The organism is Vreelandella nigrificans, assembly GCF_002374315.1.
Taxonomy (GTDB): Bacteria; Pseudomonadota; Gammaproteobacteria; order Pseudomonadales; family Halomonadaceae; genus Vreelandella; species Vreelandella nigrificans.
On sequence record NZ_NWUX01000002.1, the window covers coordinates 122,047 to 143,263 of the forward strand.

General features: G+C 54.0%; 19 protein-coding genes. 6 read left to right on the forward strand and 13 right to left on the reverse strand.

The window, feature by feature from the left end; all coding sequences use genetic code 11:
- Positions 1 to 25 precede the first annotated feature (25 nt).
- From lptF to CPA45_RS03770, 6 genes are all read left to right on the forward strand, one after another.
- Positions 26 to 1,105 carry an LPS export ABC transporter permease LptF gene (lptF, locus tag CPA45_RS03745; protein ID WP_096650306.1) on the forward strand — a complete coding sequence of 360 codons (1,080 nt, stop codon included), beginning with the start codon at positions 26 to 28 and terminating at the stop codon, positions 1,103 to 1,105.
- A gap of 14 nt (positions 1,106 to 1,119) precedes the next feature.
- Complete coding sequence (lptG, locus tag CPA45_RS03750) at positions 1,120 to 2,184, forward strand: LPS export ABC transporter permease LptG (protein ID WP_096650590.1); 1,065 nt, start codon at positions 1,120 to 1,122, stop codon at positions 2,182 to 2,184.
- Between the two features lie 24 nt (positions 2,185 to 2,208).
- A complete protein-coding gene (locus CPA45_RS03755; protein WP_096650307.1) occupies positions 2,209 to 2,682 on the forward strand; it encodes an RDD family protein in 474 nt (157 codons plus the stop codon).
- Between the two features lie 219 nt (positions 2,683 to 2,901).
- Complete coding sequence (locus tag CPA45_RS03760; protein ID WP_096650308.1) at positions 2,902 to 3,108, forward strand: (2Fe-2S)-binding protein; 207 nt, start codon at positions 2,902 to 2,904, stop codon at positions 3,106 to 3,108.
- A 182-nt stretch (positions 3,109 to 3,290) separates the two neighbouring features.
- Complete coding sequence (gene bfr, locus CPA45_RS03765) at positions 3,291 to 3,773, forward strand: bacterioferritin (protein WP_078088692.1); 483 nt, start codon at positions 3,291 to 3,293, stop codon at positions 3,771 to 3,773.
- A 330-nt stretch (positions 3,774 to 4,103) separates the two neighbouring features.
- Positions 4,104 to 5,126: a porin gene (locus tag CPA45_RS03770; RefSeq protein WP_096650309.1), complete on the forward strand. Its 1,023-nt coding sequence runs from the start codon at positions 4,104 to 4,106 to the stop codon at positions 5,124 to 5,126.
- A gap of 146 nt (positions 5,127 to 5,272) precedes the next feature.
- Here CPA45_RS03770 and CPA45_RS03775 read toward each other — a convergent pair whose 3' ends face one another.
- From CPA45_RS03775 to CPA45_RS03835, 13 genes are all read right to left on the reverse strand, one after another.
- Entirely contained in the window at positions 5,273 to 7,036 is a 1,764-nt protein-coding gene (locus CPA45_RS03775) for an ABC transporter permease subunit (RefSeq protein ID WP_096650310.1), read from the reverse strand.
- A 13-nt stretch (positions 7,037 to 7,049) separates the two neighbouring features.
- On the reverse strand, positions 7,050 to 8,564 hold the full coding sequence (locus CPA45_RS03780) for an ABC transporter substrate-binding protein (RefSeq protein WP_096650311.1): 1,515 nt from the start codon (positions 8,562 to 8,564) through the stop codon (positions 7,050 to 7,052).
- A 134-nt stretch (positions 8,565 to 8,698) separates the two neighbouring features.
- Positions 8,699 to 9,556, reverse strand: coding sequence for an ABC transporter ATP-binding protein (locus tag CPA45_RS03785; protein WP_096650312.1), 858 nt, complete (start codon positions 9,554 to 9,556; stop codon positions 8,699 to 8,701).
- The gene (locus CPA45_RS03790; RefSeq protein WP_096650313.1) at positions 9,557 to 10,387 is read right to left on the reverse strand and encodes an ATP-binding cassette domain-containing protein; all 831 of its coding nucleotides are present in this window, start codon (positions 10,385 to 10,387) and stop codon (positions 9,557 to 9,559) included. It abuts the gene before it with no gap.
- A 200-nt stretch (positions 10,388 to 10,587) separates the two neighbouring features.
- The gene (locus CPA45_RS03795; RefSeq protein WP_096650314.1) at positions 10,588 to 12,075 is read right to left on the reverse strand and encodes a carbon starvation CstA family protein; all 1,488 of its coding nucleotides are present in this window, start codon (positions 12,073 to 12,075) and stop codon (positions 10,588 to 10,590) included.
- A 245-nt stretch (positions 12,076 to 12,320) separates the two neighbouring features.
- The gene (sodC, locus tag CPA45_RS03800; protein ID WP_096650315.1) at positions 12,321 to 12,854 is read right to left on the reverse strand and encodes a superoxide dismutase family protein; all 534 of its coding nucleotides are present in this window, start codon (positions 12,852 to 12,854) and stop codon (positions 12,321 to 12,323) included.
- A 129-nt stretch (positions 12,855 to 12,983) separates the two neighbouring features.
- A complete protein-coding gene (locus CPA45_RS03805) occupies positions 12,984 to 14,135 on the reverse strand; it encodes a M20 family metallopeptidase (RefSeq protein WP_096650316.1) in 1,152 nt (383 codons plus the stop codon).
- Positions 14,120 to 15,541 carry a M20 family metallopeptidase gene (locus CPA45_RS03810; protein WP_096650317.1) on the reverse strand — a complete coding sequence of 474 codons (1,422 nt, stop codon included), beginning with the start codon at positions 15,539 to 15,541 and terminating at the stop codon, positions 14,120 to 14,122. The genes CPA45_RS03805 and CPA45_RS03810 overlap by 16 nt, the downstream gene beginning before the upstream one ends.
- Positions 15,542 to 15,579: 38 nt before the next feature.
- Positions 15,580 to 16,581, reverse strand: coding sequence for an ABC transporter ATP-binding protein (locus CPA45_RS03815; protein ID WP_096650318.1), 1,002 nt, complete (start codon positions 16,579 to 16,581; stop codon positions 15,580 to 15,582).
- Entirely contained in the window at positions 16,578 to 17,627 is a 1,050-nt protein-coding gene (locus CPA45_RS03820; protein WP_096650319.1) for an ABC transporter ATP-binding protein, read from the reverse strand. The genes CPA45_RS03815 and CPA45_RS03820 overlap by 4 nt, the downstream gene beginning before the upstream one ends.
- Positions 17,620 to 18,528: an ABC transporter permease gene (locus CPA45_RS03825; RefSeq protein WP_096650320.1), complete on the reverse strand. Its 909-nt coding sequence runs from the start codon at positions 18,526 to 18,528 to the stop codon at positions 17,620 to 17,622. Before CPA45_RS03825 ends, CPA45_RS03820 begins: the two co-directional genes overlap by 8 nt.
- Before the next feature lie 11 nt (positions 18,529 to 18,539).
- Positions 18,540 to 19,457, reverse strand: a complete 918-nt coding sequence (locus tag CPA45_RS03830; RefSeq protein WP_096650321.1) for an ABC transporter permease — start codon at positions 19,455 to 19,457, stop codon at positions 18,540 to 18,542.
- An 84-nt stretch (positions 19,458 to 19,541) separates the two neighbouring features.
- On the reverse strand, positions 19,542 to 21,137 hold the full coding sequence (locus CPA45_RS03835; protein WP_244287519.1) for an ABC transporter substrate-binding protein: 1,596 nt from the start codon (positions 21,135 to 21,137) through the stop codon (positions 19,542 to 19,544).
- Positions 21,138 to 21,217 lie beyond the last annotated feature (80 nt).

Here is a 21,217-nt window from a genome sequence, read left to right on the forward strand (position 1 = left end):
CCTGCACCTTTAGCCGGAGAGTGCGTTGATTTTATTTCGGTACTTAACTCGCGAAGTGTTACTTACGATGTCTGCCGTGGCCGGTATTTTACTGCTGGTCATCATGGGTAGTCGCTTTATCCGCTACTTTGCCGATGCAGCAGAGGGCGATATTCCCGTTACTATTCTGGGCAGCTTGATGGTTCTTCACTTGCCGGGGTTTATGGAGCTGATCCTGCCATTGTCGTTTTTCCTGGGCATTCTACTGGCCTATGGCCAGCTCTATATGAACAGTGAAATTACGGTCATGGTGGCCTGCGGCATGAGCCCCACACGGCTTTTGAGGGTAACGCTATTGCCTGCCTCAGTAGTCGCTATTTTAGTCGGCGTCTGCAGCCTGTGGTTAACCCCTGCCGGTGCCTTGCAGACCGAGGCCACGCTAGAAGAGCAGCGCAGCCGCTTGGATGTTTCAATATTAGCACCGGGGCGCTTTCAGGACTTTGGGGGTGGTCGTACGGCCTATATTAGGGATTTCAGCAGCGATGGTAGGCAAATGCAGGAGGTGTTGATTCATGAGCAGGCGCAGCCCAATGCGGAAAGCACCCATAACTATGTAACTCGGGCTGGTTCTGGGCACCAAGAGACACGTATTGAAACAGGCAGCCGCTTCTTAGTGCTGGAGAATGGCGAACGCTATGGTGTGACGCCGGGTCGACAGGAGGCTGAACGTTTAACCTTTGAGCGTTACACGCTGCGTTTGGGGCTAAGCCGTGACCGTCAGGAACTGGACTCACTGGAGTATGCGACCACCCAGGCGCTGTGGAATGATCCCGAGCCGCGCGCCCAGGCACAGTTTCAGTGGCGAACGAGCCTTCCTCTTATGGTGTTTATTTTAGCGCTGCTGGCTCAGCCGCTTTCCCGTGTTAATCCTCGCCAAGGCCGCTTTGCGAAGCTATTGCCCGCAATATTTCTTTATGTCGCGTATTTGAGCCTGCTACTCGCGGCAGTGGATGCGATTGGTAACGGCTCATTACCAATTCTTATTGGTGTGTGGCCAGTGCATGCCCTGTTCCTGGGGCTTGGATGTTTACTGCTGTGGCGCTCGCAACGCAAGGGGATGCGCTAATGCTGAATGTACTGATGAGCGTTGATCGGCTGGATCGATATATTGCTCGTAATGTTTTAGCCGCCATTGTTGTGGTGCAAGTTGTACTACTTGGCTTGGATATCACTATTGCCTACATCGGTGACCTGAGCGACACCCAAGGTGAATACACTGCTTTAGGGGTGTTGTTCTATTTGATAATGCGTTTGCCCTGGCGCTTTTATCAATACGCGCCGGTAGCCGTGCTAATTGGCGCGCTGATTGGTCTGGGGAGTATGGCGTCCAGTAACGAACTCACGGTAATGCGGGCGGCGGGGCGCTCCTTGGCACGTATTGTCTGGGGGGTGATGAAGCCGGTACTACTGGTTGTGGTCGTAGTGTTACTGATCGCTGAGTTTGTGACCCCACGTACTGAACAGTTTGCTGAAGCGTGGCGTTTAGAGCAGCGTCAAGGTGAGGGGACCATGCTGACTAGCCGCAGCGGCTGGCAGTTTGAAGGTGATAGTGTATACCGCTTTGGCGCTATTCGTGCGGATAACGTGGTGTTGGACTTAACCCGCTATCGTTTCGACGAGCGCCGTCTTGTTGAAGCTATGCATGCTAACCGAGCCCACTGGGAAGAGGGGGAGTGGCAACTAGAAAGTGTCACAACCACGCATATTTTTGAAGACCGTACAGAAGCGACTTACCAAGAACAGGTAGTATGGGAAACAGCATTGACCCCAACGCAGTTGGAGCGTCTGCTGCGTGATATTCAAAGCCAAGCGCCCAGTGAGCTTTGGGCCTACGCTAACTTTTTGAAAAGCCAAGGGCTTCAGGCTGATCAGCCGCTTCTCTACTTTTGGCAAAAAGTACTGCTGCCACTCACCATGGGGTCTTTGGTCTTGATTGCGGCTTCCTTTGTATTTGGTCCGCTGCGTACAGTCGCCGCAGGGACCCGGGTATTCTATGGGGTAGTGACAGGTCTGCTCTTCAAGTACGTACAGGACTTACTGGCGCCTGCATCGACGATTTTTGGTTTTTCACCGGTATGGGCCGTATTGGTTCCCACGCTTGCCTGCGCAGTAGTGGGCGTTTATTTCCTGCGCCGTAACGGCTAACCCATTAGTAACGAAGAGAGTTGTATGGTTCAACGACGTTTAACACAGCTTGATAGCACTTGGCCTGCCGCACTGCCTCGCCGCCTGGGGGCAATGATTTATGATGGTTTTTTAGTCGCTGCTATCTGGATCGGGATCACGGTAGCTCACGTAGCTTTTTTTCGTTTTGTACTCGGCCAAAATGCCGAGGAGATCGGCGTGGGCGCTTTAGAGGTCTGGAGTTTAAGAGTACTACTGGTGCTATCTGCTATCGCCTTTTTTACCTTTTCTTGGACACGTGGCGGTATGACGTTGGGAATGCAGACGTGGCGTTTACGGGTACAAACGGTAGATGGCTACACGATTACACCGCTGCAAAGTGTGGTTCGCTGCTTGACCGCTTGGTTATCGCTTGCCGCTTTGGGCCTAGGGTATTGGTGGGTGCTGTTTGATGGTGAGCGGCGTAGCTGGCCTGATATTGCCTCAAATACTCGCACGGTGGTGTTGCCTAAACGATAGATTACAGTTGCTAGGATCTGTTGGCGTTTCATGCGGTAACTCATGGAACTAAGCGGCTTATAATGAAATGTCAATAGATCCTAATATAATGTTAACGCACTGTCTGGACTGAATAATTTAAAGACAAAGAATAATTGTTGCTAAAAAGCATAAATTTCTACTTGATAAGATGTATGCGAATCATTTACATTCACCTCATGACTTTTATGAGGTGTCGCCATGTACGTATGTGTGTGCAAGGGAGTTACCGACCATCAAATTCGCCAGCAAGTGAGTGATGGCGCGCGTAGCTGGCGAGAAGTGCGTGAAGCTACCGGTTGTGCAACGCAGTGTGGTAAATGCGCGTGCTATGCAAAAGCCGTTACCCGCGATGCTGTGTCAGAAGCTCGCCAAGAATCTGATATGGGACTCGCTTATGCTGTGTGACGCGAATCACTATTGTTAGATTTATCGTTAGCAAATATATGATTTTCTTGAGTTTTTTATTATCCAATCTATACTCCCAATAACATTGGGAGTATGCCTTTCTATGGCCTATACTCCTTCATTAACGTAACTGCTTGATCGTACTTGTTAACTATCAGCATTACAGTGAAAAAGGTGACGTCATGAAAGGTGATCCAACGGTCATTCAGCATCTCAATAAAGCACTTGGCAACGAACTGGTCGCTATCAACCAGTATTTCTTGCATGCCAAAATGTATAAAGATTGGGGCCTGAAAGCACTTGCCAAGTGGGAGTACGATGAATCTATCGAAGAGATGCAGCACGCTGATAAAATCATTGAGCGCATTCTTTTCCTGGAAGGTATTCCCAACCTACAAGACCTTGGCAAGCTTCATATTGGCGAAAACGTCAAAGAGATGCTTGAGAGTGATCTAAAAATTGAGCACGATGGCCGCAACGACTACATCGAAGCAATTACCTACTGCGAAAGCGTTAAAGATTACGTTACTCGAGATCTGCTGCGTGATTTGCTTGCCGATGAAGAGAGCCATATCGACCATATCGAAACCGAGCTAAAATTGATTGACCAGGTGGGCATTCAAAACTACCTGCAGCGCCAAATGCAGATGGCCGGCGATGAGTAATTTCTTAAGCTGAGTCCTTAGCAAGCTTTTTTAGCTTAGCTAACCTATGCAACGCAAAACGGGCAGCCTATAGGCTGCCCGTTTTGCGTTTCGCTATCCGGGTGGCTTTCACTGCGGGCTATATAAATTGTTGGCTGCTACCGGCTGGAGGAGTATTTAGGCGAAGTGACATGGCGTACGGAGTAATTGCCTTGGTGCCCCTGTGCCGCGGGGGCGGCTAGGAAGTGTTAGTACATTTGCAGAAATGTTATAATGTAGCGATTTCGAATTGGCTATCAAGTAGAATACTCACAAGTTCTATCAATAACTTAATGCAAAAGGATATAGGGAATGAGATCAGTTCACTCGGCTGTTTTGGCTATTGGCATGCTTTGGGGAGCGTCCGCACAGGCCACGCCGATCTATGATCAAGCTGGAACAAAACTCGATATCTATGGGCGTATTTCCATGGGTATATCTGGTGGTGGTGCCGAGTTTGATAGTGAGGGTAACCGAGTTAATAATAGCGCTGAGTTCCAAGACGTTTACTCGCGACTTGGTTTTCGTCTGGAGCAAATGATCACTGAGGATGTGTCAGCATTTGGCCGGCTTGAGTGGCGCTTTAAGGGGGATGAGCGGCAACTCGATCAAGGTTTCAGAGAGCTTCGTCAAAGCTACATAGGGTTAGCGAGTCAGCGCTACGGTACCGTGCAGGCAGGTAATTTCGACAGTCTCTACTATCAGTTTGTATCCGCACCGTTTGACGTTTATCTGGATAGAGGACTGCTCTTCAATTCGAGCAATATTCAGTCTCGGGGCGACTCTATTGGTTATTACACCCCAACGGTCAATGGGTTTACCTCGTTTGTGCAGTTGAAGCATTACAGCGAAAGAGGCCGTTTACTCGACGAGCAGCGAGAGAAAGGCAGCGTGGTGGCTGCGCAAGGCGGTGTTCAATACCAGCAAGGCCCTTTAACCATTGGCTTTGGAGCGGTGGATGACAAGGTGCGCGGAAATGGAAATGGTGAAATGCTCTACGGACTTATGGGGTCCTATGCATTCACCGACCAATTCGTCGCTCGCCTTGGTTTTGAGACTCAAGATAGCAGTGATACTTATGGAGGCGGCTTTGAAACGACTGGGGTGGGCGGTACTTACGCCACCGGCCCCTGGGCGTTTACTGCCGACTATTACCATGTAAACCGGGATAATGAAGCCAACAGCAATGCTTGGGCGGCTGGCGCCTACTATAAAGTGTCCAGCGCCTTTGACCTGTTTGTTGAGCTGGCCGATGGTGATGTTCCAAGACCGGAAAACGCCGAAGGGTTATCAGAGGATCTGTATTGGTTGACTGGCGCGCGTTACCACTTTTAATACTTGATCCGTAAGGCCTAGCGTTAGTTAGCTGGTAATAGCTAAGTTAATTGGTAATAGCTAGTTAATTGGTAATGATCAGTTAATGGGTAATAGAACGAGGGGCGATATCATCGCCCCTCGTTTTTTGGCTTCATACTGCCCTTTTAACGAGCTGGCTTGCTGGCACCCACGATACTGGAAAGCGATACCGCCAATACCGATAGCAATATTAACGCTAGGGCGGGGATCAGCACTGCCCAGGGGGCGCGTTCAATGTAGGGCATGCCCTCGGCGAGTATCAGCCCCCACTCTGGGGAGGGTGGGCGCGGACCAAGGCCAAGAAAACCTAGCGCTGCCAAGGCAAGCGCTACTCCAGGTAAGCGCAGCATTGCATGACGAAACACCGGGCCAAGTACGGCAGGTAGAATATAGCGGCTCATCAAACGAAAGTGCCCAACCCCTAGAATCGGCGTGATACGTACATGGGGCTGGGCTTTAACCTCCGCTACCAGCGCTGCAGTATGGGCAGCAAGAGGTGCCCAGGCCACAGCAGTGACCGCAATAATAGCGCCGCTGGCGCTTGGCCCCATCAGGCCCGCGACAATCAGTCCGGCAATGGTGGGGGGCGTTGCCTTGGTGATCTCAATGGGGCCAGTGGCCAGCCTGGGAGCCAGACCAATCAGCAGACCCAGCACCAGTGAAAAGAAGACCACCACCGTGGCCATTCCCATGGTGGACAGTGCTCCGTGGGCCACCCGCGCCAAAATATCGCGCCCTGTGCCGTCGGCACCCAGCGGTAGCGCTAAACTCGGCGGCTCCAAGCGCATAAACGCAGAGTTAAACGGGTCGCGAGTAATCCCTGCCACTACCAGCACCACCAGTAACACAATAGAGATGGACGGCACGATCCACGCCCAACGTTGAGTATTCAGTTCCGCATGGGCCACCGGCAATGCCCCAAGCCTGAAGGCGCGGCCAAGCAACAGCGCGCGACCAATATTGGCCAGGCTGCCAAGTACAATGGCGATGATCAGCAGAATAAGAATGCCGGTTTGCAGGGCAGGCATATCCTGGGCTGATGCGGCACCAAGGGTTGCCCGGCCAAGGCCGGGGATCGAGAACACCTGCTCCACGGCAATTGCGCCACCAGTCAGGGCCACCATGACCATACCCACTTGGGGCATTAAGCTTGGCAGGGTGCGGCGTAGGGCTGCCAGGGTGATTCGGGGGCGGGAAAAACCAGCCACGTTCCAGGTAGCCACCCAGCGCTCGGTAAAGGTGGCCGAAAGCCCATCGCTAAACAAACGCCCTAATAAGCCGCCAGCCGGAAGACCCAGCGCAAAGGCGGGTAGCACCACGTAGCTGAGACCGCGCCAACCGTAGGGTGGTAACCAGTTTAGCCAGGCAGCAAATATCACCAGCAGTATTGAGGCCAGCAAAAACTCGGGAAGTGCTATCAGCGCTGCGCCAATCGCACCGGACGAGCGGCTAACTTGCCCATTCAAGCCCCGACGCACCACCGGCACGCAAATCAGCGTAGCGGTAATCACTGCCACCAGCATGCCGAAGCCCATTAGAGTGAGCGAGACCTGGGCGCTTTTTAACATGCCCGGCAGCACGGGGGCGCCGGAAATCCAGGAGTTACCCGCATCGCCTTGCAGCAGCCCCATCAGCCAGCTTTGCAGCTTCTCAAAAGGGCCAAGATCCAGGCCAAGCTGGGCGCGAATGGCAGCCAGCACCTCGGGCGTGGCTTCCTGCTCGGCGGAGCGCGCGCGCAAAATGCTCAGCGCAGGGTCCCGGCCGGATAACCATGGCAGCAGTCCGACCAGTACGATCACGCTGGCTAACGTTACCAGGCGAGAGAGCAGCGGAATAAAAGGCTCTATGCGCAAGCTGCGCCAAAGGCGCAGCGGTGTTGCGGTTATCATGCGCAGAATACCTTTAAGACTCACTATCGGCGTTGATAGCGGTTTTTTCAGTAATCAACACGCGCTCGCGCGGGTCACGCTCGGCGTCGGAAACCCGCGCTGATTCGCCTTGAATGACCCGCTCATGGAGCATCGGGATAGCTGCATCGGTGCGTAAAATGGCCGCTTCAGCATCGATAATTGCCTGGCGGCGAGCGTCACCGGTGGGCTGTGCGGCGGCGTTGGCCAGCGCCTCATCAACGGCAGGGTCGCATAGCTGGGCGATATTGAAGGAGCCTGCGCAGGCGAAGTCGCTAAACATATAGGCAACGGGGTCGCCGGAATCAAGGACGGTGGCGCGGGAGAGAATAAAGGCGTCAAACTGGCCCGCTAAGGCGTCCGCTTCAATATGGGCGTACTCTCGCACTTCCTGATTAACAGTGAAGCCTGCACGGGTGAGCTGTTGCTCAAGCAGTACGGCGACTTCGGGAAGCTCCGCGCGGTCAGTAAAGGTCGCTAGGGTAATCTCCGCGCCGTTTGGCTCGGTGGGTTCGGTGCGCGGCTCAATCGGCGTGCGGTAATCGCTTGCCCAGGCCAGCGCTGGTCCAAGCAGCCCCTCGGCGATATCGGCGCGGCCTTCGTAAACGGTATTGACGATAGTGGCGCGGTCAACCGCTTCACGTACAGCAGCGCGCAGGCCGGGGTCGGTCATGGGGCCTGATTCGGTATTCAGGTAAAGCGTATTGGTGCGTGGCATGGGCACTTCGTGGACTAGCTCGGGGTCGAGCAGTGCCACTTGGGAGACCGGAATCGCTTCCACTACATCGGCTGCGCCAGTTCTCAAGGCTGCCGCTCGGGCGGTACCATCGGGCACATAGTCGGCATCAATACCGGCCACCGCGGCAGGCTCGCCCCAGTAGTCGTCATAGCGGTCAAGCTTGGCGCTGGTGGTGCCGTTGATCTCTTTCAGCACAAAGGGGCCGGTACCTGCTTCGATAGGGTTAATGCGGCCATCTTCACCGTAGGCGCTAGCGGCTAGAATCGCTAATTGCGGGCTTGAAAGGCGGTTGGGGATCAGTGGGTCGGCGCTTTCCGTGTGTACAAGCACCGCGTTATCACCATCGACTTCGATGGTCATGTTCACGCCGTCTAAAATCCTAGGTTTCGGAGCTGCCTGAGTAGCCGCTGTGAGGGCGTTCACCACGTTTTGGGCAGTTAGCTCGCTGCCATCATGAAACGTCACACCGTCGCGAATCACAAAGCGCCAGGTGTTGGCGTCCAGTTGTTCCCATTCGGTGGCTAAAAAGGGCTGAGGGTCGCTATTGGCATCCAGGCGAATCAGCGTTTCCGCCATGCTCCAGCGCGACAGTTTAAAAGCATCGTCGGAAAGCGGTGTTAGCCCTGAGCGCGGTGGCTGAAGCATTGCCACGCTGATACGCTCACCTGATTCGGTGGAGGTAGTGTCGCGCTGCTGATCAAAACAACCGGCAAGTAGTAGCGGCGTGGCAAGGGCGACGGGTAGCGAAAGGCGAAGCGGGCGGCGAAGCATCGTAACGACTCCTAAGTATAAAAGTTAACGAGTAAAAGGGATAAGCAACGGCGTAACCGTGGGGTTAACCAGTGTTCAAATGCTGTATTGAGCGAATAGGTTGAGAAAGCCACGGTGGGTAAATCACGAATCTTTTATAAAAGCGCTCCAACTTCCGCTGCATTGCAGCTGGGAAGAGCACATGTGGGCAATTGTGTGACCGCGTTGATTAACGCCAGCGTTATTGGGTGTTGGGGGTTGCGCCATAGCGAGGCCGTTGGTTGGTCTTCCACAATGTTGCCGTCATCCATCACTAAGGTACGTTGGCAGAGTTTGGTGACTACCGATAAATCGTGCGAGACCATCAGTAATCCGGTACCGCTTTCATCGCAAAGTTGCTTGAGTACGCTGATGACCTGAGCACGAACCGGTAGATCAAGGCCGCTGAGCGGTTCATCGGCCAACAAAAAGCGCGGGCGGGTAGCAATTGCGCGGGCAATAGCCACCCGCTGGGCCTGGCCACCTGAAAGTTCATGGGGATGACGGTCCAAAAACTGAGCATCCAATCCAACCTGCTCCAGTGCTTCCCGTGCACGCTCTTCAGGATTACAGTCGACGCGTAGCCGGATAAGTGGCTCTGCCACCAAGGCGCGAACGCTCATCCGTGGGTCAAGGGATGAGACAGGGTCTTGGGGAATATACTGAACCGCCTGGCGGTACCATCTGAGTTTGGCCGTGGAAGCAGGGCGTACGTCTCTTTGCTGGCAGGTAATTGTCCCTGAGTCCGGCGCTTCAATCGCCAATAGCGAGCGCAGTAGCGTGGTTTTACCCGAGCCGGATAAGCCGACTAGTCCTACTCGCTCGCCGGGATAAAGCGTCAGGTCGATATTGTTCATGACCTGCTTACGCTCACCCGCTCGCCAAAATACCTCGCGGGGTAGGGAGACGCTCTTGTTCAACCCGCGCGCCGAAAGAAACGCTTCTCTAGCGTCGGACAGTATTGGGCTTTGCATCTAGGCGCTCTTTCGATAGTCGATGGATGCAAAGGAGTCAGCAGCGTTTAGCTTAGAGGGCTGCACGCTATGTGCGGCGGCGACCAGCTCCTGGGTAAAGGGATGCTGAGGAGAGGTAATCAGCGTATCTAAATCACCGCTTTCGATCATTACGCCGCGCTCAATAATCACCGCCCGCTGGCATAGCTGAGAGGCTGCGTGAAGGTCGTGGGTAATAAACAGCATAGCGGTGCCCGAGGTGCCAGTATGTTCGCGTAACGCGCCCAGTACCTGGGCTTGAGTGACCACATCTAGAGCGGTAGTTGGTTCATCTGCGACCATCAACGATGTCTTGCACGCCATGGCCAGGGCAATACAGACCCGTTGGCGCTGGCCGCCGGAAAGCTCAGCGGGAGTGCGCTTTATTAACCGCTGTGGGTCAGGCAAGCCCATGGCTGCTAACAGCGACACAGCTGCATGCGTTGCGGCTTTGCGCGACAGACCATGGTGGCGTGAAAAAGGCTCGCGCAACTGCGCGCCAATAGAGACGAGTGGGTTAAGGGCTGAGAGCGAGTCTTGAAATACCATTGAGACGCGGGTATCAGCACGTCGCCGTGCAGCGGGTATCGCTATGGCCTCTTGGCCCTGGATACGAATGCTGCCTGATACCTGGGCATTCGGTGGCAAAAGCCCGAGTACCGCCTTGGCTGTGAACGATTTGCCCGAACCTGATGCGCCTAACAGGCAGGCACGCTCACCGGGCATGACATCGAAGGAGAGCCCATCAACGACCTGCTGACGGCCAATTTGAATGCATAAGTCACGCACGGATAACACGGGTTCACTGCACATTGACAACATCTCTTGCTGAGTCAATTCAATCGCACACAATCGTTATGATATAACGTTTATGTGCAAGGCAGCAATGTCGATGTCAGCACAAGACGGGAAATGCAGGCGGTTAAACAGGTGATTAACAGGTATAAAAAAAGCGCCGAACAGTTCGGCGCTTAAATAGCAACCAGGCAGCGTATGCTGCCTGGCGGGGAGAGTTATTTACTGACGGTAGCGAGGCCTTCGTTCCCCGTGCTAGCCGTATGATTTGTGTTGAAGTGCTCTGCGGGCTCGTCAACCGCAAAGGTTGTGCGGCTCAAGCGGCGTACACGCTTCATAAACAGTGCGATACATACTAGCGTTCCCAGCGCAGCCACCACATAGCTTAAGTGCATCGGCAGACCAAAACCGATCGGTGCGTAAGCTAAGTAGGTAAAGGTTGCCATGGTCATAAAAGTGGCTGGGATAGAGGTAATCCAGTGCGGCTTACGCGACAGCACTAAGTACATGGTACCTACCCACAGTGCGATGACCGCGGTAGTTTGGTTGGCCCAGGAGAAGTAGCGCCACAGCAGCGTGAAGTCCATATGGGTAAGTGCGTAGGACACCACAAATAGCGGCAGTGCGACCATGATGCGCTTAATGATCGGCTTTTGATCGATCTTAATATAGTCGGCGATAATCATCCGCGCACTGCGGAAAGCCGTGTCGCCAGAGGTGATTGGCAGCACAATAACGCCTAGCACTGCCAGCGTTCCGCCAATCGCACCCAGCATGGTGATGGAAACTTCGCTTACCACCGCTGCGGGGCCACCAGTAGCCAGTACGGCAGAAAGTGATTGGTCGCCATAGAACAGACTCATGGCGGCAGCTGCCCAGATCATGGCGATGATGCCTTCGGTAATCATCATGCCGTAGAAAATTTTGCGGCCATTGGTTTCATTTTTAGTGGTGCGCGAAATGATCGGTGTCTGGGTGGCGTGGAAGCCGGAAAGCGCGCCGCAGGAGATGGTTAAAAATAGCAGCGGAAATAGGGGGGCGTTATCCGGGTGCATGTTCTCAAATGAGAGTTCAGGAATTGGCGCGCCTGTTACTATCATGCCAATACCGATGCCCGCGGCACTAAACAGCAGCAGCGCACCGAAGTAGGGATAGATACGGCCAATGACCTTATCGATCGGCAGCAGCGTGGCGATCAGATAGTAAATAAAGATAGCGACAATAATCAGCGTCAATGACAGAGACGTCATGTTGGATAACAACGCCGCTGGTGACGTGACAAACACGGTGCCGACTAACAGCAGCAGCAGAATCGCAAAACCGTTGACCACATGCTTCATCGCTTTGCCCAGAAACTTGCCCGCCAACTGGGGTAAATGGGCACCATGGTTGCGAATTGAGATCATTCCGGTTAGGTAGTCATGCACGGCACCGGCGAAAATACAGCCAATCACAATCCATACAAAGGCTACTGGACCATATAGCGCGCCAAGAATGGGGCCGAAAATCGGACCCACACCCGCAATATTGAGTAGCTGAATAAGTGAATTGCGTGTGGTGTTCATCGGCACATAGTCGATGTTGTCACGCATGCTGAAGGCGGGGGTCTGACGTTTGCGGTCAGCCACAAACACACGTTCAACGAACTTCCCGTAGGTAAAGTAACCCACGATCAGCAGCAGGATCGATACAATAAAGGTAATCATCTAAGGTACCCAGAGCTGTGAGGAGTAATTGCCGGTAATGGCGAGGAGCATACAAGCGTGCTTGTGGCACACAAGTAGGTACTTTTTCAGCCGGGATGAATGTACCGACAAGTGTTATAAAATCACAGTTAGACTTTAGTGGGTTGCTAATAAAAAATGGGCAGCCAAGAGGCCGCCCACTTTATAGTTTGGAACTTCATCTGTTTTGCAATTTCACTCTTCGCTTAAAACTTCCTAATTTATACTTAAGATTCAACAACACCACAGGCCATACGACCACCGCCGCCGCCTAGGTGTGGCTCATCTGAATATGTATCGCCGCCTTCATGAATCATCAAGCTACGACCTGGCATATCTTCCATGCCCAGGCGTGGTGCCAAAACCGGCAGGTTAGCTTCGCCATCATCATTTACGGTAAGCACTGGTAGGTCGCCCAGGTGGCCGTCACCGTAGGGTCCTTGGTGGGTGCCGGTTTCTTCTGGATCATAGTGACCGCCTGCGGCCTGGGCAGCGGTCATTTCGCCATCTTCGTTCTCGGCGGGATCACAGCTCGCATTCTCATGGACATGAAATCCGTAAACACCGGGCTCAAGATCCGTTAGTGAGGGGGTTAGCAACAAGCCATGCTCGGTGCTTTCTAATGAAACGGTGCCTATTGATTCCTCGATCCCTTCAGCGCTGACTTTATGCATCTCTACATCAAGGGTTTCATTGGCCTGTGCTGCGGCACTGACAAGTAGCGAGGCGGCAATAACGGTAAGTGACGTTGAATAGCGCATTGTGATGCTCTCCCGAATCCATGGAAGTAGTGTAAAAGTACTGCTTATTTAAAGTAGCCGCCGAACCGTCACTTTGCCACCGCCAGCCTAAGAGCAGACCTAGTGTTTGATAAAGGCAATCTTGTTCATTCAATCTTTTAAGCTTAACAAGGTAGCAGCAAGTGCTTGAGTGCGTGGCACCAGTGTATCGAGTAAGCAGTACTCCTCATCAGTATGCATTTTTGCGCCTACTGGGCCGAGTCCACATAAGGTGGGGATGCCTAAGCTGGCCGTCCAACCCGCGTCAGAGCAGCCACCGGTGAATTCGCCATCAACATCAAAACCGATGGCCTTAGCCTGGGCCTGATAAAGCTCAAATAGCGCACTGCTCATACGCTCTTCGAGAGGGTAGAACTCCGATGTTTGCTTGATGGTTGCCACAGTGCCGGGAAGGTCGGGTTCGGCGATTATCGCCTCAATGGTTTGATAAAGCTGGTCACGCTGCGCGGTGGTCACAAAGCGAACATCCAGCTGTGCAGACGCGGAAGGCGCGACGGTATTGCGTGATACGCCGCCGGTGATGGTGCCCACATTGGTGGTGATGCCTGTATTGTAATCGGTCAAAGCATGCAGCTTGATGATTTTTCTGGCGAGAGCTTCGATCGCGCTGGCGCCATCGGCATGGCTAACGCCGGCGTGGGCGGCTTTGCCAGTGACCTCAATTAAAAAGCCGGCGCCTCCTTTACGCCCTGTCACCACATTGCCGCTGACCCGCCCAGGTTCGACATTCAAAACGGCCTGGGCGCCCTGGGCGGCGGCTTCAATAAAGGCTCGTCCATCTGGTGAGCCTATCTCTTCATCAGCGGTAAACAGTGCACGAACAGGCAGTGGGCAGTTGGGAAATCGGCTTAATGCGCGTAGCACAAAGCAGTTCATTACCAAGCCGCTTTTCATATCAGCAACGCCAGGGCCAAAGCCGGTGTTGTCTTTTTGGGTATAGCCTCGGCTAGCCACTGTTCCGGTCGGGAAAACCGTATCCCGGTGGCCCATTATTAGCGCATGGCTTTGGTTAGCTCCCCCCAGTTGTGCCTCTAAAATATCGCCTGAGTTGGGGCGCAGGTGGCGGATAACGGTGATGCCATCCTGCTCGAGCCACTGGGTAATAAGATCAGCAACCGCATCCGTACCCGCTTTGTCGTAGCTGTTGGAATCGATATTGACCAGGGCCTCCAAGCAGTCAACCATCTCCTGCTGTTGCCCCTCTAGCCAATGACAGACTTGTTGTATTAGTGGGCCTTGCATGAGGCTCGCTCCTTGTTAATTTCTGTTCCCTGAGTAGTAAGATCCCAAAATAGTCCTGCCATTAATATAAGTGCTTCCGAAGCAATACTCCCCAGTAGGTGTTCGTCAGGGGCATGCTGCGAGCAGGAGGGGTAAGAGTGGGGAACCCATAGTGTCGGTAAGCCCAGCGTTTCGGCAAATACATCATTGGGTAACGAGCCTCCCAGGTTAGGCAATAATGTGGGCGTTTTATTGGTCGAAAGCTGTATTGAAGCTAATGCCCAGGTCACCCAGGGGTCTTCAGGATCAAGCCGGGTTGCGGCCATTTGCGACATGCGCGCCGTGCTTACCTCGATATCGCTATAGCCGTGTTGATCCAGGTGATGGCGCAAGTGGGCAAGAAAGTTATCCTGGTCGCTACCGACCACGTAGCGTAACTGGCAATGGGCGTAAGCGTGGGGTGGAATCGCATTGGCTGGAGCGTCAGGGTTGCCTGCTTTCATGGCGAGCACCTCGAGCGTATTCCAGCCAAACAGCCGCTCAGCGGGGGATAACCCAGGCTCCCCCCAGTCGGTTTCGATGGCGGGGGCGTTGTCTCCGATGCCGACCTTGAGGGAGGCAAGAGCATGCCGTACGGCATCAGGAATAGGCGCAGGGCGTAGCCCCTGTATCTGAATCACACCGTTGGCATCTACCAGTGTGCTTAGGGCATTGGCCAAGCGTACCGCTGGATTTTTTAGTACCCCACCCCAGTTGCCAGAGTGGTGGGCGCCTTCCCGGGCCTGAAGTTTAAGGTCGAAATTGAATGACCCCCGTGAACCTAAAAACAGGGTGGGTGAGTCGGCGTTTAAGCGGGGGCCATCCGAAGCAATAAATACATCGGCTGCTAAACGCTCGCGGTAGCGGTGGCAGATCTCTTTTAAGCCAGGGGAGCCGGTTTCTTCACCCATTTCCAATACCAGCTTAACGTTATAACCCAGGCGCCCACCGCTAGCTTTTAACACACAGCCCAGCGCGGCTAAATTGATGGTGTGTTGGCCTTTGTTGTCAGCGGTGCCGCGTCCATACCAGCGATCCCCCTGCTGGGTAATCTGCCAAGGCGACAGCCCTTCGGCCCACTGGTCGTCATAACCGCGTATTACATCACCATGGCCGTAGGTTAATACGCTGAAGGTGGCCTCTGGCTCAACTCTTTCCGCGATAAGAAAGGGTCCAAAACCTGCCACTGGATTATCGATAATTTCCCATGTAAAACCGAGCTGTTCAATGTCAGGGATGATGTGTTGAGTCAGATAACTGCGCAGTTCCTTTAGCCGATCGGGTTCCTGGCTTTCGCTGCGGTTGGCGATGCGTGGTGCAAGCTGAGCATAAAACTCACCGCTGTCAAAATAGGCTTTGGCATTGTCCAGGGCGTGTTGGCGCGACATAAATATTCCTTTTGACGTTAGGTGTTGGTTAACCTTATTTAGGAAAAGTGGCAGGCGACACGCACCTGATTGCTCTTAGGAGTCGCTTGATCAAGAGCACTCAGAGCGGGGGCTTGCTGTGAACATTCTGGTTGAGCCATCGGGCAGCGGGGATGGAAGGCACAGCCAGAGGGTGGTCGACTCGGGTCTGGTTGGCCCGCTCCCAGCCCAATATCGGGTACACCTAAATCAGGCTCTGGGGTTAGCGCAGAAGCGAGCAACGCTTGGGTGTAAGGGTGACGAGGCGCTGTGAAGATTTGCTCACGGGTACCTTCTTCCACAATCTGGCCTAGATACATCACCGCAAGCCGGTCTGCTAGGTGCTCAACCACAGCGAGATCGTGGCTAATAAACAGATAGGTGAGACCGAACTCATCTTTCAGGTCGAGCAGTAGATTGAGTATCTGGGCCTGAACCGACACATCCAATGCAGAGGTGGGTTCGTCACAAATCACCAGGTCAGGGCGCATAATCAGCGCCCGCGCAATCGCTACCCGCTGGCGCTGACCACCGGACATTTGCCCAGGGTATTGCTGGGCAGCCCGTTTAGGCAGCCCGACCATCTCGAGCATCTCGTCAACCTTGACGGCCTGCTCCTTGGGTGTGCCAATGGCGTGGATACGCAGCGGTAAACCGACGATCTGGGCAATTCGCTGGCGAGGGTTAAGCGAGGAGTAAGGGTCCTGGAAAATCGGCTGAATATGACGGGCCAGTGCTTTTTGGTTCGCATTCGCAATGGCTTTACCATTAATCAGTACATCGCCTGAGCTAGGGGATGTCAGCCCCAGCAACATTTTAGCTAAGGTACTTTTACCACAGCCCGACTCACCCACCAGCCCCATCACTTGGCCTTGGGGAACACGCAGCGATACATCCTTTACCGCCTGTAAGGTGCGGCTTTTATGCAGCATGCCGCCACCCAGCGTGAAGGTTTTTGATAGCGAGCACAGCTCAAGAGCAAGAGGATCGCTACTATTGGTCACAGTAGAAGGGGAGCTCATGACACTACCTCCGGCGTGTTTATCTGTGCAGAACTCGCTAGCGGATGAGCAAAATGGCAGCGTGCAGAGTGCCCGCTGGCGATAGGGTGTAAGGGGGGAGTGGTTTGGCAGATTTCATCTGCTTGATCGCAGCGATTACAGAAGGCACAGCCATGGAGCTTACCTACCAAACTGGGCACCACGCCTGGAATGGCCTGTAAGCGGCTGCCCGGTGGTGTTTTTCCTGGTGACGGTATGCATCTCAACAACCCTTGAGTGTAGGGATGGCTGGGGGTCTTAAAGAGCGCTTGCGCGGATGCGGTTTCAATGACTTCGCCGGCATACATCACGGCGACTCGGTCGGCGATGCGCGCAACAACGCCTAGGTCATGGGTGATAAAGATAACCGCGGTACCAAACTCCTGTTGGAGATCACGCAACAAGTGCAGGATTTGCGCCTGAATTGTAACGTCTAGAGCTGTGGTAGGCTCATCGGCAATGATCAAATCGGGTTCGCACATTAGCGCCATGGCGATCATCACCCGTTGGCGCAGCCCACCTGAGAGCTGGTGGGGGTACTGGCGCATGCGTTCGGCGGCAGCGCTGATGCCCACCCGCTCCAATAAATAAACTGCGCGGTCATGGGCGGCTTTGCGCGATACCCGTTGGTGTCGGCGCAAGGCCTCGCAGAGCTGATTGCCCAAGGTATAGGCAGGATTAAGCGCGGTCATGGGTTCTTGAAAAATCATTGCCATGCGAGCACCACGCAGGTTGCTACGCTCGTGCTCTGTCATCGTGAGTAGATCAATGCCGTCAAAGTTAAGGCAGTCGGCGTTGATTTGCGCTTTGCGCGGTAGTAAGCCCATTAATGCCAATGAAGTCATGGATTTGCCACACCCTGACTCACCCACTAGGCAGAGCATTTCACCGCGCTCAACGTGAAAGTCGATGCCCCTCACGGCATGAAGCGTGCCTTTGGCTACCGGTAAATCAACACGTAGCTGTTTTACGCTGAGTAGCGGTGAGGCTGGCGCTGTTGAACGCTCAGTTGAGGATAAATTACTCATTACGGCCTCCCCGGACAGTAATGTCGCGTAGGCCGTCGCCCAGTAAGTTAATTGCCAGCACCAGCATAAATAGCGCGCTGCCGGGAATCGTAATCACCCACGGCTGAAAGAACATATAGGCTTTGCCTTCGGCGATCATGAGCCCCCAGGAGGGTAGTGGTGGCTGCACGCCCATGCCCAAAAATGACAGCGTCGCTTCGAGCAAAATAGCGTTGGCTACCTCAAGCGTGGCGACCACGATCAACGCACCTGCAATGTTGGGGAGTACTTCGCGCAGAAGAATGTAGTGCAGTGGGCAGCCCAATGCGCGAGCGGCTTGGACATACTCGGCGTCACGTAATTGCTGGGTGGCGGAGCGGGCAACGACGGCGAAGCGGTCCCAGAGGAGTAGTCCTAACAGTAGCGTGACGGTGAGCATCGAGCCGCCAATCAGTGAGGCCATGGCAAGCGCCACCAGCACCACCGGCATGGCTAGGCGCGTGGTGAGTAGATAGCTCACTACCGCATCAACACGCCCGCCAAAGTAGCCCGCCAGGACCCCCAAAGTAGTGCCAATTAGCCCGGAAATTAGTGCAACTACTAAGCCGATAAAGAGCGAAATTCGGGTGCCATAAATCAGTCGACTTAAGTAGTCGCGGCCTAGGCGGTCAGTGCCTAGTGGGTGTGTCCAGCTTCCGGTTTCGTGCCAAAAGGGTGGCACCATACGGTTCGCGGTATTCTGTAGATAGGGATCATGGGGAGCTAACCAAGGTGCCAGAAGCGCCACAATTCCTAGGGATGTAATGATCAATAATCCAATCGCAAAACTGCGGTTATTTAGCATGTTGCGAAATAGGCGCGACTGCCAAGTAGCAACCAGGTGTGGCTCTGCGGCTATTTGTGGGGAAAGGATAGGTGCCATGGTGTTCTCCGTTAACGCGCGCGCAGGCGTGGGTCGAGGATTGCGTTGAGAATGTCGGCCAGCAGCGTCAGCACGATATAGAACAGCGCAATGATCAAAACGATGGCCTGGACTACCGGGTAGTCATTGCGGGAAATGGCGTTCCAGGCCAGTTGCCCCAGCCCGCGTAGCGAAAAAACGGTCTCGATAACCACTGAACCGCCGAGCATAAATCCCAGCTCTACGGCAGCCAGCGCTACTACTGGAATTACCGCATTGCGTAGGGCGTGTTTGAAGATAACCGTACCGGTACGCAGTCCTTTGGCTCGTGCGGTGCGAATGTAATCCGCCTCTAGCACTTCCAGCATGCCGCTGCGGGTAAGTCGCATCATGGCGGGGGTGGCGTAGTAGCCCAGTGCAATGGCCGGTAGCACAAAGCCTTGCCAGCTATCGCTGCCTGCCGCAGGAAACCACTGCAGCTTGACGGCAAACACGATGATCAGCGTTAAGCCAAACCAGAAGTTCGGCATTGCCTGACCGGTAACCGCAATGGCCATGGCCATCCGGTCTATCCAGCTACCCCGCTTGAGGGCAGCCACTACGCCGAGTGGTATAGACACACCCAGGGCAATCGCCAGCGACATTACCCCGAGGGTCATGGTCACTGGGAGGCGCTCAACCACCAGATCCGTGACATCACTCTGGTAGTAGTAAGAGCGCCCAAAATCGAGTTGTACTGCGCCCCATAGCCAAGTAGCAAACTGATGAACCACCGGTCGGTCCAGGCCATAATCTTTTCTGATTTGTTCAACCTGTTCAGCGGTGGCCTCAGGGCCGCCAATGGAAAGTGCCAAGTCACCCGATAGTTGCAGCAAACTAAAGCAGAGCACCGAAATGGTCAGCGCGACGCTAAGGGCTATTAGCGTGCGCTTGAAAACAAATGCCCACATAAAGCATCACTCCCACACTGTGGAAGGCTAGCCGTGGCGAGTGCCACGGCTGCCGTTAAGTAGACCAGAACGTCACCAGCAACGTTATTTCCAGCTCGCCTCGTAGAAGCGGGGCAGCTCATCAGGGTAAGCGGTGAAGTCCAGGTCAGCGGTGTGAGCGTAATAGGTGGAGTAGGAGAACAGCGGTGCCCAATAAGCTTGTTCTGAGATGCGGGCGAGCACTTGCTGGTAGTAATCGAGACGCACATCAGGATCTACCGAGGTATCGGCGATTTGCAGCCACTCCTGTACTTGGCTGTCCTGCCAGAGATCATCGATGCCACCCGAGAAGTAGACGCTGACGAAGGCCGAGACATCGTTAATAGAGAAAGAGCCCCAGGCTTTGAATGACATATCGGTTTGACCGTTACGCTGAAGTTCCAACAGTGCGGGGGAGGTCATAAAGCGTAGGTTGGCATTGATGCCTACAGCACGCAGATCGCCAATCATGGCTTCGGCGTAGTCACGTTCCCGGTAAGCGTGAAGGCTGATATCAAAGCCATCGGCGTAACCCGCCTCGGCGAGTAGTTCACGGGCTTTTTCTGGGTCGTACTCATACTCAATGACGTTCTGGGTTTCACAGCCAAACTGAGTGGGAAAGCAAGGGGCGTAGAGCGGCTGGCTACCGCCACGTACCAAGTCATTAGCGAGGCCTTCCCGGTTCATTGCGTGGTTAATGGCTTGGCGCACGCGGATATCATTCAATGGTGAGTCTTCTCGGGTTGCTGCATCCAGACCGATATAACCCACACGCATGGTTTCACCACCGAGCACGCTAAGCTGGGGCATGCTACTCAGCGATTCAGCCTGGTCGGCAGGCACCCGCCATATCCAATCAACTTGCCCGGACATTAACTGCGCCATTCGTGAGTCTTCATCGGCAATCGCCTTGAACTCAATATTGCCAATCTCAGGTTGACCAATCGGACTGTCGGTAAAGTACTCCTCAAAGCGCGTTAAGCTCACACCGTCCCCTGGGCGAACGTTAGTAATCCGATAAGGGCCGGTGCCCACTGGCTGACGGCTAAAGCCTTCGATGCCGACTTCCTGGAAATACTCACTGGGGTAAATCGGCATTGGGCCGGAAAGGTACTCAAGGGCGGCGGGGAAAGGGTCTTTGAGATGGATCCGAACCTGAAAGTCATCCAGTTTCTCAGCGCTTTCGATCCAGTTGACATTTTGACGTGTGACTACCCGAGATTCGGGGGATACCGCGTAGTTGAAGGTAAACACCACATCGTCAGCGTTAAAAGCCTCGCCATTATGAAAGGTCACACCCTCGCGCAGCGCAAGATCCAGGGTCTGATCATCAACCCATTCCCACTCGGTCGCCAAGCGGGGCTCATACTCATTGGTTTCAGGATTGCGGTAGATCAGCGTGTCCCAGGCCAAATGAGCGAGGATAACCCCTTCGCGCAGGTTATTGTGGTAGGGGCTAACATTCTCAGGCTCGCTGTCAGAGGCGTACACCAGCGTGTCGTTGGCTTTGTCTGCCAATACCGAGGTAGAGCAGCTTAGTAACGTAGCAGATGCTGCCCAACATAAGGTTCGTTGTGAGCAGAGTGTCCGACGAGAAAGAGCCCATTGAGAAGCCGTTATTTGCGAAATAATGCGCTGTGCAAGAGTGCGGTGTAGATGCATGTCATACCTCATTATTTTTTAGTAAGAAAGGTTATGAGCGTTTGACGTACTGTCAGTACTGTTGTTATGAGATGAAGCTG